This window comes from Thalassotalea litorea (assembly GCF_005843925.1).
GTDB lineage: Bacteria > Pseudomonadota > Gammaproteobacteria > Enterobacterales > Alteromonadaceae > Thalassotalea_A > Thalassotalea_A litorea_A.
Genome location: NZ_VCBC01000001.1, coordinates 87,840 through 103,168, shown reverse-complemented (window position 1 = coordinate 103,168; position 15,329 = coordinate 87,840). Strand labels below are relative to the sequence as shown.

Below are 15,329 nucleotides of genomic sequence, written 5' to 3'. Positions count from 1 at the left end.
TGCGTCCCCTTCGTCTAGAGGCCTAGGACACCGCCCTTTCACGGCGGTAACAGGGGTTCGAATCCCCTAGGGGACGCCAACTTATTTAATTACAATTAGGTGACTTGTTCTGGTGCCGATGAGGTTTACTCATTTCGCAAAATCATCAAGTTCATCAACCTTTATCGGTTTTTGAAAAAGATTTTTGCGTCCCCTTCGTCTAGAGGCCTAGGACACCGCCCTTTCACGGCGGTAACAGGGGTTCGAATCCCCTAGGGGACGCCACTTAATTGACATATATCCAAGGTCTCATCTGGTAACAGGTGACTTGTCGCGGTTTTTGATAACTCAACACAAAATCTGCGTCCCCTTCGTCTAGAGGCCTAGGACACCGCCCTTTCACGGCGGTAACAGGGGTTCGAATCCCCTAGGGGACGCCACTTCTTTGAAGTACAAAATAGCCGACGTAAGTCGGCTTTTTTGTCTCTGCGATTTATCGAATCAGCGAATTCTTAGCATGGTTTGTCGCCCTGTCATCTGGCGTTGACACCCATCCCAGCGTTGCTTCCCATTGTTCAATGCAATGTTATCGATTCAAATCAAACCTTCCATCATGGTTTACGGCTGGTAAGGAAAACCGCTCGCGGTCATTGTCGTGATTAGCCTTATTGTTATCTTGTGGTAGTCTATTGATAATGCACCAGTATTTTCGGAGTGTTTGTATGGGCGATATGCAAAATCTAGTCTGTTTCTTTGGTTGGTGCGCAGTGATTAATTTTGTCATGTTGTTGATGGCAACTCTGTTCATCAAGTTTGCTCAAAACTGGGCGATGAATATCCACAGCCAAATGTTTAATCTGGACAAGGAAGCGCTGCCAGCCATGTATTTTAAGTATTTGGGCAATTTTAAAATCGCCGCAATAATATTTAGCTTTACGCCATGGTTGGCATTAACACTGATGCGCTAAACCGAGTCAGCCATTTGGCGTGTTATTGAGCACGAACGATTGGGTCGAGTAACTCGCGCATCCGCTCAGCAAGTTGCGGCTGCGCTTCTTTGGTTGGGTGAATGCCATCTGCTTGCATAAGATCCGGGTTAACCGCCACGGTTTCGATAAAGAAGGGGATTAACACACTATCGGTTTGTGTTGCAGTATCAGTAAACACCGCATTGAACATTTTGTTATAGCGCTGGCCATAATTTGGTGGGATTTTCACCTCACTGAGGATGACTTTAATGTTTTCTTGTTGGGCCAGTTCAATCATTTGTAACAAATTATTTTTGATGAGTTTTGGGGGAAAACCCCTAAGCCCATCGTTACCGCCCAATTCGATCAGTAAGTAATCAATCTCCTGAGACGCCAGTATTTTCGGTAGTCTGGCTAAACCACCATCGGTTGTCTCGCCACTGATACTGGCGTTTATAATACGATAGTCAGCCTGATCTTGAGCCAGGTTTTCATTGAGAATGGACACCCAACCTTCATTTTCCTGCATACCATAACTTGCACTTAGGCTATCACCTAGTAGTAAAATAGAGTATTGAGCTAAAACCGGGTTGGCATACGTACAACACAGTAGTAATAACCAAGGGAAAAATTTTTTCATCATGCTTCAGGATCCTGATTTAATTTTACAATGTCGACAAGTCACCAAACAGGTCACGACCGGCGAGAAAACACTGGAAATTCTACAACCTATCAATTTGCAGGTTCGACCGAGTGAGACTGTCGCCATCATTGGCGCCTCCGGCTCGGGTAAAACAACACTTTTATCGCTGCTTGCCGGATTAGATACACCATCTCAAGGGGAAATTTACCTCAAACAGCAACCATTGCACAAGTTTGATGAAGAACAACGCTCCGCAGTAAGGGCGAAACATGTGGGTTTTATCTTCCAATCCTTTCTCCTTATTAACAGTTTGACGGCGTTAGAAAATGTTATGCTGCCGGCAGAGCTTGCCGGGGACAGTAACGCCCAGGAACGCGCGTTATCAATGCTGGCAAAAGTTGGTCTAAAAGACAGAGCAGAGCATTTTCCTTCGCAATTGTCTGGCGGTGAGCAGCAGCGTGTTGCCATTGCACGTGCCTTTATCAGTTCACCAGATATTTTATTTGCTGACGAACCAACCGGAAATCTCGACAGTAAGACAGGTGACACGGTCAGTGAATTACTGTTTGAACTCAATCAACAGCAAGGAACGACACTGGTGTTGGTTACCCACGACAATGATTTAGCGGCCCAATGTCAGCGTCAATTAGTGATGCATGCCGGTGAATTAACGGAAGCCGTAAAACCTGTTGCTGAGGTAGTATAATTATGTCGGCTTGGGCTACACAATCCTGGCGATTGTTCCGTCATGAATTAAAGCGTGGTGAGCTAACCATCATTGCGCTAGCGCTGATTATTGCGGTTGCTAGCGTATTTAGTTTATCTGGGTTTTCCGCACAAATTAAATCTGCCTTGATTCAACAAAGTAATAGCTTTATTGCAGCGGACCGGGTATTGCAATCATCACGACCGGTAGAGGAAAAATATCTCAATAAAGCCGACGAGATGGGCTTACAACATGCACAATTACTGCAGTTTTCATCGATGGTGTTTGGCGGTGACGATATGGTGCTCGCTTCCGTCAAGGCGGTTAGTAATGGCTATCCTTTGCGCGGCAGCTTGTTGGTCGCGACACCAGATGATCAAAATCAATTGAGCGTTGGCAGTGTTGCTCCACCGAAACAGGGTAGTGCTTACGTTGGCCAATCTTTATTAAATAACCTCAACCTAAACATTGGCGACCGCTTTGAACTCGGCAACAGCGAATTTACAATCTCGGGGGTTATTGACAAAGAGCCTGACGCATCCTTTAGCGTGTTCACATCCGGCCCTCGAGTGATGATTCATGTCGATGATGTGCCCGCCACGGATATTGTCCAACCTGGTAGTCGGTTAACCTATAAGTATTTATTTGCCGGAGATGCCATCGTGGAATATTCCGAATGGGCAAAACCGCAAATTCTTGAAACCCAGCGTTTTCGTGATATTAAAGATCAACAAAGCCCATTGGCGAATGCCCTCAATCGGGCAGAAAGTTACTTGTCGTTGGCGAGCATGCTGGGAATTATTTTAGCCGCAGTGGCTGTTTCAGTAGCATCTCGACGTTATGGTCAACGTCATCAACCTATGGTAGCTGTGTACAAGTCTATTGGCGCATCGGCTTCTTTTATCAGCAAATTGTATCTACTACACTGGGGCGCCTTAGCAGGGTTTTCAATCTTGGTTGGATTGATTATTGGCTACGGTATTCAATACCTGGGGATACAGTTTATGGCGGATGTTGTGCCTGGCGTGTCCTTAACGGTTTCCGCTTATCCTGTGCTGGTTGCGGTGTTCACTGGGGTGATTTGTGCGGTGGCATTTGCGATCACACCATTGCGACAATTAATTGCAACGCCGGCGATATCGGTGATTCGTGGCTTCGCCGGTTTTGAAAGGGCACAAAGCTGGCTTGAACGTACCCCACCTTTATTGGCGGTGGTTTTATTGCTGTGGTTATTTAGCCAGGATTTGCTGCTAACAACGGCGCTGATGCTTGGTGCTGGCGCGATTATCTTTACGATTTTGGTGCTGGGACACGTATTGATCAACGCTGGACGTTCCGTGGGAAGTCAGGCCGGACAGGCATTTCACCTGTCTATGGCAAACTTGAAACGTCGCGCCAAAGCGAATCAAGTGCAGTTAGTGAGTTTCACTATCGCCATTCAATTATTATTGTTGATGCTGGTAGTGCGCAACGATTTGATCAATGAGTGGCAAGCACAATTGCCCCAAAACACGCCGAATCAGTTTTTAGTCAATGTTAGCCAAACTCAGGTTCCCGCGGTAGAAGAGTTTTTGCACACGCAAGGCTTAGCAGCCAGTGATCTCTATCCGATTGTGCGCGGGCGGTTGTCAGCAATCAATGAAGAGCAGGTTCGCCGTCGGGTGTCGAAAGAGGAAGAGGATGCCAGTGAACAAGGACGGCGGGGCATCGGCCGTGAGTTAAACCTGACCTGGCATCAAAAATTACCGAGTGAAAACGAAGTGATTGCTGGGCAATGGTTTAATCAAGACAACCCGAAGCCGGAAGTGTCAGTTGAACAAAAACTGGCAGAGCGTTTGCAAGTGAGTGTCGGTGATGAACTCACATTCCAAATTGGCAGTGAAACGGTTTCAATGCCGGTAACCAGTATCCGGACCGTAAATTGGCAATCAATGCAACCGAACTTTTATATGATTTTTTCGGAATCCGTACTCGCCGATTTTCCGGCTACCTACATCGCCGCTATTTATGTACCAGCGCTGCAAAAGACAGAATTCCAGACGTTTTTGCAAGATTATCCGACCATTAGCATCATAGATGTCGACGCGATTATCAATCAGTTACGGACGGTCATTTCTCAGGTTTCCCTGGCTGTGGAATTTATCCTGATCCTGGTGTTAATTGCGGGGGCTTTGGTATTGGTCGCACAGGTTCAAGCGAGTATGGAAGAGCGTGAGCGGGAACTGGCCATTCTCAGAACGCTGGGCGCGAAGGGCAGCTTGCTTGCCAATAGTGTACTGTTAGAATTTGTGATCTTAGGTGCATTAGCCGGATTATTGGGCAGCTTGTCGATGGAGATAGGCGTGTTTATTCTACAAACTCAGGTGTTCGATATGAGCGCTGCGATACACTGGCAATATTGGCTGCTGGGAACGGTATTAGGGGCGGTTATTGTTGGCGCGTTGGGAATGGCGTCCTGTTATCGATTATTAAAGCTATCTAGCTTAACTCTGATCCGACGCACGTTATAACGCCAAGCAACGCCAAGCAACGCCAAGATGATGTAAGCGCAATTAGAACCGGCTTTTGGCCGGTTCTTTGTTATGGATTCTTATGGCGTGCTACGGTTTTAAGATCTGCTCTAATGCGCCTTTAAGCTGATCATATTGAAATACAAATCCTGCTTTTAATAACGCCATGGGTAACACCCGTTGCCCATAGAGTAATAAATCGGCCATTTCGCCAAACATTCCCCGTAAAACAAAGGCTGGCATGGTGGCGATATTCGGGCGTCCCAATACCGTTGCCAGACTTTCGCTAAAGTCGCGATTAGAGACGGGATTTGGCGCGGTCATATTTATGGGGCCGCGTAATTGTTCATTTTCGATAATGAACTGCATCGCATTCACCATATCGTCGATATGGATCCATGACATCACCTGTTTACCATGGGATAGACGTCCGCCTAAGCCAAGGCGATAGGGAGGGATCATTTTGGCCAATGCGCCGCGATTACGTTCGAGCACTATCCCGGTTCTTAACAAGCACAAACGTGTTTTGCTTTGACACAGTCGTGCCTTATCTTCCCACACCTTACACACTTGATGACTAAACTCGGGATAAACCTGAGCAAAGTTTTCATCAATTTCCTCATCACCCTGGCGCCCATAAAAACCAATGGCAGAGCCCGATAAAAATACGTTTGGCGGATTATCACTGTCGTTGATACGTTTGCTAAGTTGCTCGGTAATTTGCCAGCGACTCTGACAAATCTTTTGTTTTTGCTTACGAGACCAGCGTTTATCAACAATCGGCTGGCCCGCAAGGTTAATCACAACATCAAAGTCATTGAGGTTTGGCAAGGCATCTAAGTCGTTAAGAATGGTGATACGTTCAGGGTTGATACCGCTGGAGAGGATCGGAGTATGCTGGCGAGATACCAGTGTAAACTGATATTTGTCCTGGTATTTTTGTATAAAGTGGCTACCAATCAAGCCCGTGCCACCGGTAATAAGAATCTTCATCATAAGCCGTTTTATCATTGCTGTACGTTAAATTTAGCGCAACATTGGCCAGGGCAGGTAGTGACGCTGTGAATATTTTTACCAGATAATATCTTGGTTAACAGTATACTGGCTGGGTTACTATCCCGATCATTTTTTGCTAAGGTAAATGAAAACAACAAGTTGGATATTTTATGGGACAAGCAAATCAAGGACAGCCTAGTGATAGTGGCGTAGTCAGAGGACTATTTGTACTGGCGCTATTAGTGATCATTATGGCTGGGGTTAAAGTTGCGACGAACTTGCTGGTTCCGTTTTTACTGTCGATATTTATCGCCATTGCCTGCAACCCTTTGGTAAATAAAGCCGTGGAATGGCGGGTGCCGAAAGTCCTTGCGGTGTTAGTCGTCATCGGCTTGTTTTTTGGCGCTGGCTTTTTAATTACCGGTTTACTGGGCAATTCCCTCAATGAATTATCCGCCTCGATGCCCACCTACAAAGCACAGGTCACCGAAAAATTCTCCGGATTAATTGATACCCTTGCGTCTAACAATATTCGAGTCTCGAAATCGTTTTTCATGCAATATCTTGATCCCGGTGCGGCAATGGGTTTTGCCGCTGACATGTTGTCGAGCTTTGGCAATATCATGGCGAATCTATTTTTCATTATCCTGACCGTGGTATTTATGTTACTCGAAGCCTCTACCATACCGACAAAACTGCATCTGGCATTCCAGGATCCGCAGATGAAAATGGCGCAGATAGATAAGTTCCTCTCATCGGTGAATCAATATTTAGCAATCAAAACGGTGGTGAGCATAGGTACGGGTATTTGCGTCAGTACAATGTTGTGGGCGTTTGGTCTGGATTTTTATCTGCTGTGGGGGGTTGTTGCATTCTTATTTAACTTTATCCCGAACATCGGCTCCATCATTGCGGCAGTGCCTGCGGTGTTGCTTGCCTTAGTGCAATTGAATCCTGCAATGGCCGGCTTTATTGGTTTAGGTTATATCATTATCAATACCGTAATGGGCAATATTGTTGAACCAAAATATTTAGGTAGAGGGTTAGGGCTTTCAACGTTAGTGGTATTTTTGTCGTTAGTATTTTGGGGTTGGTTGCTTGGTACGGTGGGAATGTTGCTATCGGTACCGCTAACCATGATCATTAAAATCGCCCTTGAAAATTCCGCAGAGGGACAGTGGTTTTCAGTATTGCTCAGTGACTCCGATCGACTGGATTCGCAAGTCGAACAATTGCAACAAGATGAGTCATTGGACGATGAAACCGCTTATGATGCAGAAAAGTCCGATAAGCAATAATGGGCATAGGCTATCCTCGCATTATGCTAATTAAGTTCTTTCACAAAGGCTGGTTGGCGCTTTTGATATTGAGCGTTTCGCATGTGCTGCTGGCGGCGCAACCGAGTGAAATTACCTGGCCGGATAATCAACAGGTCGCTGTCAGTCTCAGTTATGACGATGGCCTTAATTCCCATTTGGATAATGCCATACCGGCATTGAATCGATATGGTTTTAAAGCCAGCTTTTACCTGACCCTAGCATCCCCGGTGATCAGCGCACGCTTATCCCAGTGGCGCGAGGCCGCAAAACAAGGTCATGAATTGGGAAACCATAGTCTGTTCCATGGCTGTGCGAAAAACATAGACGGGCGGGAATGGGTTGATGAACATCTCGACTTATCGAAACGGACACCGGGTGATGTGGTGAGTGAAATTCGTCTCGCCAATGATTACCTTTATGCGATTGATGGTAAACAAAAGCGGACGTTTACACCGCCATGCAACGATGTATTGGTGATCAATGACCAGCCGTTTTTAGACGCATTACAAGACGACTTCGTCGCCATAAAAGGCAATCAACATGACCTACCGGAATCTTTTAACCAGTTGTGGGCGCCCGCGGATATTCGCGCTGATCAATTGATTGCTTATGTCGAGCAGCAAGCTGGAAAAGGCGGGGTGATTAATATCATTTTTCACGGGGTGGGCGGTGATCACTTAAGTGTTAGTCTGGAGGCCCATAATGCCTTGCTAGCCTATTTAGACGCGAACAAGAGCCGCTATTGGGTAGAGAGTTATTTGACCATTATGGAATACGTCAATGGCCAGAACGGCCATTGAATGGGTATTGCATGGGCATTGCTTGGGTATTGAATGGGCAAACCAAGGCGGCAATTTTTCACTCGCTGCTAGCTAAAGCAACTCGCCAGGACAACTAGCAAGAGCGCAATGTCCGAAAACATTGCCTCAACAAGTCCTGTACAGACCCTAGAATACCTGTTTAAACGGTTTGACTGTGACTGATTTATAGACGCCTGCTGCGATGTATGGGTCGTCATCCGCCCAGCTCTGGGCAGCCTCTAAGCTATCAAATTCCAAAACTAATAAAGAGCCAGTAAAGCCAGCTTCTCCCGGGTTGTCATCGTCAATTGCCGGACAGGGGCCAGCAACAACCAATCGCCCCTGATCGTTTAACTGCTGCAATCTTGCAAGGTGTTTGTCTCTTACTGACATTCTTAATGCTAAGCTGTTTTCAACGTCTTCACTGATGATGGCATACAACATATTATTGTCCTGAATCGTCTTTGTTATTGAGGGGATTATCAACGCCTGTTTCAGTCGGTTCAGGCTCTGGCTCAATATGTTTGTAGATCAAAAGCAGCGAGCTAAAGGCAAAGACAAACGTTAATATCGTCAACCCGAATACCTTGAAATTGACCCAGGTTTCCTGATCAAAATTAAATGCCACATACAAATTAAGAATGGCACAGGTTAAAAAGAACAGGCTCCAGGCATTGTTTAAACGGGTCCATATTTTCTCAGGCATACGCATCGACTCGCCTAACATAGACTGCAGTACATTTTTATTGAAAAATGCCTGACTGACCCATAACCCAAGCGCAAAGAAAACATTGACGATAGTGACTTTCCATTTCAGAAACGCATCATTTTGGAAGATCAAAGTCAGCGCACCGAATACAGCAATGAGACCAAATAACCACCACTGTTTTTGTGGGATCTCTTTGCCTTGCATCTTCATGATGATCATTTGCAAAGCCGCTGCGGCGATTAATGCGCCGGTTGCCCAGTAGATATCGACGGTTTTGTACACGGCGAAAAAGATAATAAGGGGGATAAATTCAAAAATTGCGGTCATAGAATATTGTTACTTTCCTTTAAGTTGTTTTCATTTTAGCGAAACATCGATAAGGACACTAGCGCTATCCTTGATAAAAATGTAACGGAGTTTAACGATACAGTTGCACTGTAAGATCATCACATCGACCATTGCGAGTCGAATCGACTTTCAAGGGATGCTTTAACTCATTCCAGCTAGTGACTTTAGCACCGATGTTGACGTGCGGAAACGGGGCTTTTGTCATCGGTTGACTGCTAAGCTGCGCGATTTTTTGCCACCAATTGTTATCGTCTGGGTTGAAACGAACAAAGTCTTGTTCACGGGCACTAAAATATTCCGTCACTTGCTGTTGGTGGCGGTAGAAACAATCTAACAGGTATTGATCACTGTTAAGATCTGAGTCAGAAAAATGGCCAAATACCTGGGTGTAACAGCGCTTTAATATTGGGTTGAAGCCACCATCCGAGCGTTGTAAATTATTTTTCATGCGCGATAAAAGCTGGCGAATAGACACTAGCCACTGTTCAGCATCGCGCTCAATGTAGACAAATTTGGCCTGCGGGTAAATCTTATCCAAGGCGGCATAATCATTAAACACTGGGGTATCGGCGATCACATTCGCGTTTTTGAAAGCCTCCAACGTATACGCGGTATGCGCCACTTTAAAACCTTGTTCGATCATCGCCAGGCAAAAGCTGGTGGTGGCCGTTCTTGGCAAACTGACCACAAACAACTTCTGCTGTTCAAGCATGTCTGCGCTATTGGGTCTATTCAACGCCATAGCCAAACGGATTATCAATACTGTGCGATGGTTGTGTAAACCACTGTGGGCCGTCGTCGGTCATATAAAAGTGATCTTCTAAACGAACCCCAAACTCTCCGGGAATACAAAGCATTGGCTCATTGGAGAAGCACATACCTTTGGTCAGAGGGGTTGCGTCATTTCCAACTAAATATGGCCACTCATGGATATCTAAACCAATACCATGACCAGTGCGATGCGGTAAACCCGGCAGTTGATATTCCGGTCCATATCCGACGGAGGCCAGATAGCTTCGGGCAGCTTGGTCCACTTGTGCGCATGGGCGATCAAGTTGCGCCGCGTTAAATGCCATCAATTGCGCTTGTTTTTCATGTTCCCAAACCTGGCGTTGACGATCATTCGGTTGTCCGAATACATAGGTACGGGTGATGTCTGAGTGATAACCATATAATTCACAGCCGGTATCAATTAATACCATGTCATTCGTATCTAAGGATTTTGGTTTGGCGACACCATGGGGGTAGGCGGTGTCTTCGCCAAATAACACAATGCAGAAATAGGAGCCTTGAGATGCCCCCAAACGACGATGGGCAGCATCAATAAACTGTTCAACTTCGGTGACGGTTATCCCTGGGTGCAATATGCGCGCGGCGGCTTGTTGTACAATCAGGGTGATATCTTTTGCGCGTTGCAATATCGCAATTTCCTGTCGTGATTTGTGCATCCGGCATCCCGCGGTAACCGGTTTCGCATCTAACCATTGATAGCTTTGCGTGAGTTGGGCTATGCCGTTGGCGATAAAAAACGGTGTCGCTTCGTCAAGACCGACGTTACCCTCATGGATATTCAGTGATACCAGAGCATCTAAAAAGGTTTGGTATGGGCTAATGTGTTCATGCCAGGTATGCACCTTGCCAGGCACGGCCATGTATTGTGTTAACGTATCTAACTCAAAATACGGGGCAATATACTCTACCTTACCGGTTGCTGGTAAAATTGCGCCGACCATGCGCTCGGACGGGTACCAGTGAGTCCCGGTGAAATACGCGAGGTTATTGCCGGCGTTAAGGTATATGGCGGCGATCCCTTGTGCTTGCATAATCGCTTGAGCGCGGGCAATTCTTTGTTGATACTCTGATCCATCGATGCCGCGCAGATCCGCGCACATATCTTTTAGCTTATCCAATTCTACCGCGGCGGTTGAGCCACCAATACCATAGTTACTGTTCATATTTCACTCAAAAAGATTAACATTTATGTTGTATACAATAGGCGGATTATCGACGATTTGAAGGAATGAATGCAATCCTTATTCGCGACTGGATCCAAAACTGGATTGGTTCAATTTTGCCATCAGCTGGTGGGGATGTTTTTGAGTTGGGAAGGGCGTTTTAATCGCAGGATAGTTTGATATCGGTGGTCGGTACTGAGCAGCAAAGCAATATTTCGCCGTCGCGAATAAATGCCAGAGGTTCACCATTGGTATATTCTACGGTGCCTTGGTGTAAATCTACGCGACAGGCTCCGCAAAACCCGTCGCGACAATGAAAATGGGTCTCAATATTATGGTGCTCTAAAAACTCGAGTAAGTTTTTGTGAGTTTGATCATCGAATTGAGTTTCGATGATCTGCTCATTAACACAAACTTTATGTCCCATTCTGGTAATGAATTACAAATCGAAGTCTTCGAAGTCACTGCTATCGACAGCGCTATCGGTTTGACCCACCAGGTAAGACGATATTTCCGTTTCCTGTGGTGCCACCTGAACATTATCGCTTGATAGGTACGAATTAATCCAAGGTAATGGATTCGATTTGACCGCAAATTGCGGCTCATAACCAATCGCGACGAGTCGCTGATTCGATAAATACTCGATGTATTGTTTAAGGATTTCGGCATTCAAACCAATCATCGAACCGTCTTTAAACAAGTAGTCAGCCCATTGTTTTTCCTGCTCGATAACATCTAAGAACAGCTCTAAGCCTTGATCATGAAATTCTTTACAAATTTCTGCCATTTCAGGATCATCTTTGCCGCTCGCCCAAAGATTTAAAATATGTTGAGTGGCGGTTAAATGTACCGCTTCATCACGGGCAATTAGCTTGATAATTTTGGCATTACCTTCCAATAGCTCCCGTTCTGCAAAGGCAAATGAACAGGCAAATGATACGTAAAAACGGATCGCTTCCAGAGCATTGGTTGAACACACCGAAAAATATAAGGCTTTTTTGATTTCCCGTTGATTTACGACGACTTGTTCACCGTCAATTTCATAGGTACCTTCACCTTGAGATTGATAAAGTTGAGATAACAAAATCAAACGGTCGAAGTAGTGAGAAATCGCACTGGCTCGGTTCAAGATATTTTCGTTAATGACGATATCGTCAAACACTTCACTTGGATCGGTGAACAAATTTCGCAAAATGTGCGTATATGAGCGAGAGTGAATGGTTTCGTAAAAACCCCAGGTTTCAATCCAGGTTTCTAACTCTGGAATTGACACTAACGGTAATAAACAAACATTGACACTGCGCGCTGCGATTGAATCGAGCAGCGTTTGATATTTTAAATTAGAGATGAAAATGTGTCGCTCAGAATTGGTAAGTTGTTGCCAGTCAGCTCGATCTTTGGAAATATCGACTTCTTCTGGACGCCAGAAAAACGAAAGCTGTTTCTCAATTAACTTTTCAAAAATCGGGTGTTTTTGTTGGTCATAACGGGAAACATTGACTGTGTTACCCATGAACATTGGCTCGAGTAATGGATCATTTTTTACTCGGTTAAACGTTGAATACGCCATGTTTGCTCCTGCAGTTTCACATTGGTGAAACTGGCTAAAAAATTCGGTAAATTAAAACGAAAGAAACCTCAGCGACTTTAACGGGAAAGTGCACTGGGGTCTCTGTAATTTTCTTTTCGGTCAGTCGGACCTACTCGTTATATCTTACAAGCGCCGCCGGCACAGCCATCATCTTCCATATCACCCATGCTGTCATCAGCACCATCGCGGGTATTGTGGTAGTACATGGTCTTAACCCCTAATTTGTATGCATGAAGCATGTCTTTTAGGATTTGCTTGACCGGCACCTTGCCATTCTCAAACTTTGATGGGTCGTAGTTGGTATTGGCAGAAATCGTTTGGTCGACAAATTTTTGCATAATACCGACTAACTCTAGGTAGCCTTCGTTGCTCGGGATATTCCACAGCAGTTCATAACTGTCTTTTAGACGCTCATACTCAGGAACAACCTGTTTTAACACACCATCTTTGCTGGCTTTTACGCTAATAAGACCGCGTGGTGGCTCGATACCATTGGTCGCATTGGAAATCTGCGACGAGGTCTCTGATGGCATTAACGCTGACACGGTTGAGTTGCGCACACCGTGTTGTTTGACACTTTCGCGTAATCCTTCCCAGTCCAGGTGTAATGGCTCACTGGTAACTTTATCGATCTCTCGCTTGTAGGTGTCGATTGGTAAAATGCCCTGGGCCAAACGCGTTTCATTGAACTTAGGACACGCACCTTTTTCTTTTGCCAATTGGTTTGATGCTTTCAATAGATAAAATTGAATCGCTTCAAATGTACGATGGGTCAGGTTGTTGGCGCTGCCGTTTGAGTAAAACACTCCGTTTTTGGCAAGATAGTAGGCATAGTTAATCACACCAATACCGAGAGTACGACGACCCATGGTTGCAGAAAGTGCCGCTGGTACCGGGTAATCCTGATAATCCAGCAAGCTATCCAATGCTCGTACCGCCAGATCCGCAAGTTCATCTAACTCATCCAGACTTTCAATCTTACCTAAGTTGAACGCAGAAAGGGTACAAAGGGCGATTTCGCCATTAGGATCATTAACATCTTCGAATGGCTTGGTTGGCAATGCAATTTCCAGACACAAGTTGGATTGGCGAACCGGTGCAACACTTGGGTCGAATGGACTGTGAGTATTACAGTGATCGACGTTTTGCAGATAGATTCGGCCAGTACTTGCTCGCTCTTGTGCAAACAAGGTGAACAATTCGATTGCTTTGATGCGTTTTTTACGAATCGATGAATCGCCTTCGTATTTCACGTATAGCTCTTCAAACTTATTCTGATCTTCGAAGAAAGCATCATACAAACCAGGCACGTCTGATGGGCTGAACAAGGTGATGTAATCGCCTTTGATCAAACGTTGGTACATAAGCTTATTGAACTGCACGCCATAATCGAGGTGACGTACACGGTTTTCTTCCACACCACGGTTGTTCTTAAGTACTAACAGGCTTTCGACTTCTAAATGCCATAGTGGGTAAAACAACGTTGCCGCACCACCGCGAACACCACCTTGAGAACAGCTTTTTACTGCGGTCTGGAAATGCTTATAAAACGGAATACAGCCAGTATGGAATGCTTCGCCATTGCGAATTGAGCTACCAAGGGCACGAATGCGACCAGCATTGATGCCGATCCCTGCGCGCTGAGAGACATATTTTACAATGGCACTGGTAGACGCGTTAATCGAATCCAGGCTGTCACCGGCTTCAATAAGAACGCAGGATGAAAACTGACGTGTTGGGGTGCGAACACCCGCCATAATTGGCGTTGGCAACGAAATCTTGAACATCGAAATCGCGTCATAAAAGCCTTTTACATAATCTAATCGATTGTGTTTTGGATACTTGGCAAACAGGCATGCTGCGACAAGCAAGTATAAAAACTGGGCACTTTCGTAAATTTCACCGTTTACGCGGTTTTGCACCAGGTACTTACCTTCAAGTTGCTTTACCGCGGCATAGCTAAATGTTTTATCACGTTCATGATCGATAAACGCATCCATAATCGCGAATTCTTCCGCACTATAATCTTCAATCAGATGCTTATCGTATTTGCCGGTTTCTACCAGCTTTAATACATGCTCGTGTAAAGCTGGTGGCTCATATTTACCATAGGCTTTTTTACGCAGGTGAAAGATTGCCAATCGAGCGGCCAGATATTGATAATCCGGAGATTCTTCGCTGATTAAGTCAGCTGCCGCTTTAATGATGGTTTCATGAATATCTTCCGTTTTGATGCCATCATAAAATTGAATATGTGATTTTAGCTCTACTTGAGACACAGACACTGAGTCTAGTCCCTCAGCTGCCCAGTCAATGACTTTATGGATTTTGTCTAAATCAATGGGTTCTTTTTGCCCGTTCCGTTTGGTTACAAAGAGGTTGCTGTTCATGAAAAACCTGTAATTAATGTTTTATATTTATATTTATTTTTTTTATTGATACCACCAATAAAACTTGATGATCCGTTTAAACCAAGTCAACTCGCCAATAGTGGCTGTTGAAAATAAATGCACAATATCTAGGGGGTATTACAAGATATAGTCACAAGATAATGAGGTTTGCCGGTTAATGCAACCCCTGAAATTAGGCATTTATTTACGATGAATTTAGTTAGTGAATTTAGGTTAGTGGTAACTAACTTACTAGCTCCGGTAAAAAACCCGCTAAATAAAATGCAAGCGTTATTTCAAAAATTAAAATTATTTTACTGTGCTGGGCGATTATTTTTTTTGGTTCCTTAAGACAAACAATTGACTTTAAAAATTTCTATATAAAACAGAGGATTAAGGTCTTGGCTATAGTTTG

At 44.9% G+C, this 15,329-nt stretch carries 14 protein-coding genes and 3 tRNA genes; 8 read left to right on the top strand and 9 right to left on the bottom strand.

Annotated elements, in window-relative coordinates; translation table 11 throughout:
• The first annotated feature begins 3 nt into the window (after positions 1 to 3).
• From FE810_RS00455 to FE810_RS00440, 4 genes are all read left to right on the top strand, one after another.
• Positions 4 to 79 (top strand) — tRNA-Glu (locus tag FE810_RS00455).
• Between the two features lie 109 nt (positions 80 to 188).
• Positions 189 to 264 (top strand) — tRNA-Glu (locus FE810_RS00450).
• A gap of 79 nt (positions 265 to 343) precedes the next feature.
• Positions 344 to 419, top strand: a tRNA-Glu gene (locus FE810_RS00445).
• Positions 420 to 701: 282 nt separating this feature from the next.
• Positions 702 to 947, top strand: a complete 246-nt coding sequence (locus FE810_RS00440) for a DUF6868 family protein (RefSeq protein WP_138318062.1) — start codon at positions 702 to 704, stop codon at positions 945 to 947.
• A gap of 22 nt (positions 948 to 969) precedes the next feature.
• On the opposite strand, the gene FE810_RS00435 is transcribed toward FE810_RS00440, so the two are convergent.
• Entirely contained in the window at positions 970 to 1,590 is a 621-nt protein-coding gene (locus FE810_RS00435; protein WP_138318061.1) for an arylesterase, read from the bottom strand.
• Here FE810_RS00435 and FE810_RS00430 point away from each other — a divergent pair.
• Together FE810_RS00430 and FE810_RS00425 are read left to right on the top strand one after the other, a co-directional pair.
• A complete protein-coding gene (locus FE810_RS00430) occupies positions 1,589 to 2,296 on the top strand; it encodes an ABC transporter ATP-binding protein (RefSeq protein WP_138318060.1) in 708 nt (235 codons plus the stop codon). The genes FE810_RS00435 and FE810_RS00430 overlap by 2 nt on opposite strands.
• A gap of 2 nt (positions 2,297 to 2,298) precedes the next feature.
• Positions 2,299 to 4,806, top strand: coding sequence for an ABC transporter permease (locus FE810_RS00425; protein ID WP_138318059.1), 2,508 nt, complete (start codon positions 2,299 to 2,301; stop codon positions 4,804 to 4,806).
• 90 nt (positions 4,807 to 4,896) lie between these two features.
• Here the strand turns inward: FE810_RS00425 and FE810_RS00420 are convergent, their stop codons facing one another.
• A complete protein-coding gene (locus FE810_RS00420; protein WP_306416792.1) occupies positions 4,897 to 5,802 on the bottom strand; it encodes a TIGR01777 family oxidoreductase in 906 nt (301 codons plus the stop codon).
• Between the two features lie 170 nt (positions 5,803 to 5,972).
• Between FE810_RS00420 and FE810_RS00415 the strand changes: the two genes are divergently transcribed.
• Both FE810_RS00415 and FE810_RS00410 read left to right on the top strand, forming a co-directional pair.
• Positions 5,973 to 7,100, top strand: coding sequence for an AI-2E family transporter (locus tag FE810_RS00415; protein WP_138318058.1), 1,128 nt, complete (start codon positions 5,973 to 5,975; stop codon positions 7,098 to 7,100).
• Positions 7,101 to 7,123: 23 nt separating this feature from the next.
• Positions 7,124 to 7,921 (top strand): polysaccharide deacetylase family protein, encoded by a 798-nt coding sequence (locus tag FE810_RS00410; RefSeq protein WP_138318057.1) that lies wholly within the window; start codon positions 7,124 to 7,126, stop codon positions 7,919 to 7,921.
• A gap of 147 nt (positions 7,922 to 8,068) precedes the next feature.
• On the opposite strand, the gene FE810_RS00405 is transcribed toward FE810_RS00410, so the two are convergent.
• The 7 genes from FE810_RS00405 to nrdA all read right to left on the bottom strand — a co-directional run bounded on the left by FE810_RS00405 (position 8,069) and on the right by nrdA (position 14,914).
• Positions 8,069 to 8,365 carry a YciI family protein gene (locus FE810_RS00405; protein ID WP_138318056.1) on the bottom strand — a complete coding sequence of 99 codons (297 nt, stop codon included), beginning with the start codon at positions 8,363 to 8,365 and terminating at the stop codon, positions 8,069 to 8,071.
• 1 nt (position 8,366) lies between these two features.
• Entirely contained in the window at positions 8,367 to 8,957 is a 591-nt protein-coding gene (locus FE810_RS00400; protein ID WP_138318055.1) for a septation protein A, read from the bottom strand.
• A gap of 91 nt (positions 8,958 to 9,048) precedes the next feature.
• Positions 9,049 to 9,714 (bottom strand): sulfotransferase, encoded by a 666-nt coding sequence (locus tag FE810_RS00395; RefSeq protein ID WP_246036819.1) that lies wholly within the window; start codon positions 9,712 to 9,714, stop codon positions 9,049 to 9,051.
• On the bottom strand, positions 9,707 to 10,933 hold the full coding sequence (locus tag FE810_RS00390) for a M24 family metallopeptidase (protein ID WP_138318054.1): 1,227 nt from the start codon (positions 10,931 to 10,933) through the stop codon (positions 9,707 to 9,709). The genes FE810_RS00395 and FE810_RS00390 overlap by 8 nt, the downstream gene beginning before the upstream one ends.
• Positions 10,934 to 11,093: 160 nt before the next feature.
• The gene (yfaE, locus tag FE810_RS00385; protein ID WP_138318053.1) at positions 11,094 to 11,360 is read right to left on the bottom strand and encodes a class I ribonucleotide reductase maintenance protein YfaE; all 267 of its coding nucleotides are present in this window, start codon (positions 11,358 to 11,360) and stop codon (positions 11,094 to 11,096) included.
• A 12-nt stretch (positions 11,361 to 11,372) separates the two neighbouring features.
• Complete coding sequence (nrdB, locus tag FE810_RS00380) at positions 11,373 to 12,503, bottom strand: class Ia ribonucleoside-diphosphate reductase subunit beta (protein ID WP_138318052.1); 1,131 nt, start codon at positions 12,501 to 12,503, stop codon at positions 11,373 to 11,375.
• Between the two features lie 137 nt (positions 12,504 to 12,640).
• Positions 12,641 to 14,914 (bottom strand): class 1a ribonucleoside-diphosphate reductase subunit alpha, encoded by a 2,274-nt coding sequence (gene nrdA, locus FE810_RS00375; RefSeq protein WP_138318051.1) that lies wholly within the window; start codon positions 14,912 to 14,914, stop codon positions 12,641 to 12,643.
• Positions 14,915 to 15,329 lie beyond the last annotated feature (415 nt).

Bases quoted from the DNA above. Each gene is read 5' to 3' on its own strand.
- FE810_RS00405 (WP_138318056.1), bottom strand. From the start codon at position 8,365: ATGTTGTATGCCATCATCAGTGAAGACGTTGAAAACAGCTTAGCATTA.
- nrdA (WP_138318051.1), bottom strand. From the start codon at position 14,914: ATGAACAGCAACCTCTTTGTAACCAAACGGAACGGGCAAAAAGAACCC.
- FE810_RS00415 (WP_138318058.1), top strand. From the start codon at position 5,973: ATGGGACAAGCAAATCAAGGACAGCCTAGTGATAGTGGCGTAGTCAGA.
- FE810_RS00390 (WP_138318054.1), bottom strand. From the start codon at position 10,933: ATGAACAGTAACTATGGTATTGGTGGCTCAACCGCCGCGGTAGAATTG.
- FE810_RS00400 (WP_138318055.1), bottom strand. From the start codon at position 8,957: ATGACCGCAATTTTTGAATTTATCCCCCTTATTATCTTTTTCGCCGTG.
- FE810_RS00440 (WP_138318062.1), top strand. From the start codon at position 702: ATGGGCGATATGCAAAATCTAGTCTGTTTCTTTGGTTGGTGCGCAGTG.
- yfaE (WP_138318053.1), bottom strand. From the start codon at position 11,360: ATGGGACATAAAGTTTGTGTTAATGAGCAGATCATCGAAACTCAATTC.
- FE810_RS00430 (WP_138318060.1), top strand. From the start codon at position 1,589: ATGCTTCAGGATCCTGATTTAATTTTACAATGTCGACAAGTCACCAAA.
- nrdB (WP_138318052.1), bottom strand. From the start codon at position 12,503: ATGGCGTATTCAACGTTTAACCGAGTAAAAAATGATCCATTACTCGAG.
- FE810_RS00420 (WP_306416792.1), bottom strand. From the start codon at position 5,802: ATGATGAAGATTCTTATTACCGGTGGCACGGGCTTGATTGGTAGCCAC.
- FE810_RS00410 (WP_138318057.1), top strand. From the start codon at position 7,124: ATGCTAATTAAGTTCTTTCACAAAGGCTGGTTGGCGCTTTTGATATTG.
- FE810_RS00425 (WP_138318059.1), top strand. From the start codon at position 2,299: ATGTCGGCTTGGGCTACACAATCCTGGCGATTGTTCCGTCATGAATTA.
- FE810_RS00435 (WP_138318061.1), bottom strand. From the start codon at position 1,590: ATGATGAAAAAATTTTTCCCTTGGTTATTACTACTGTGTTGTACGTAT.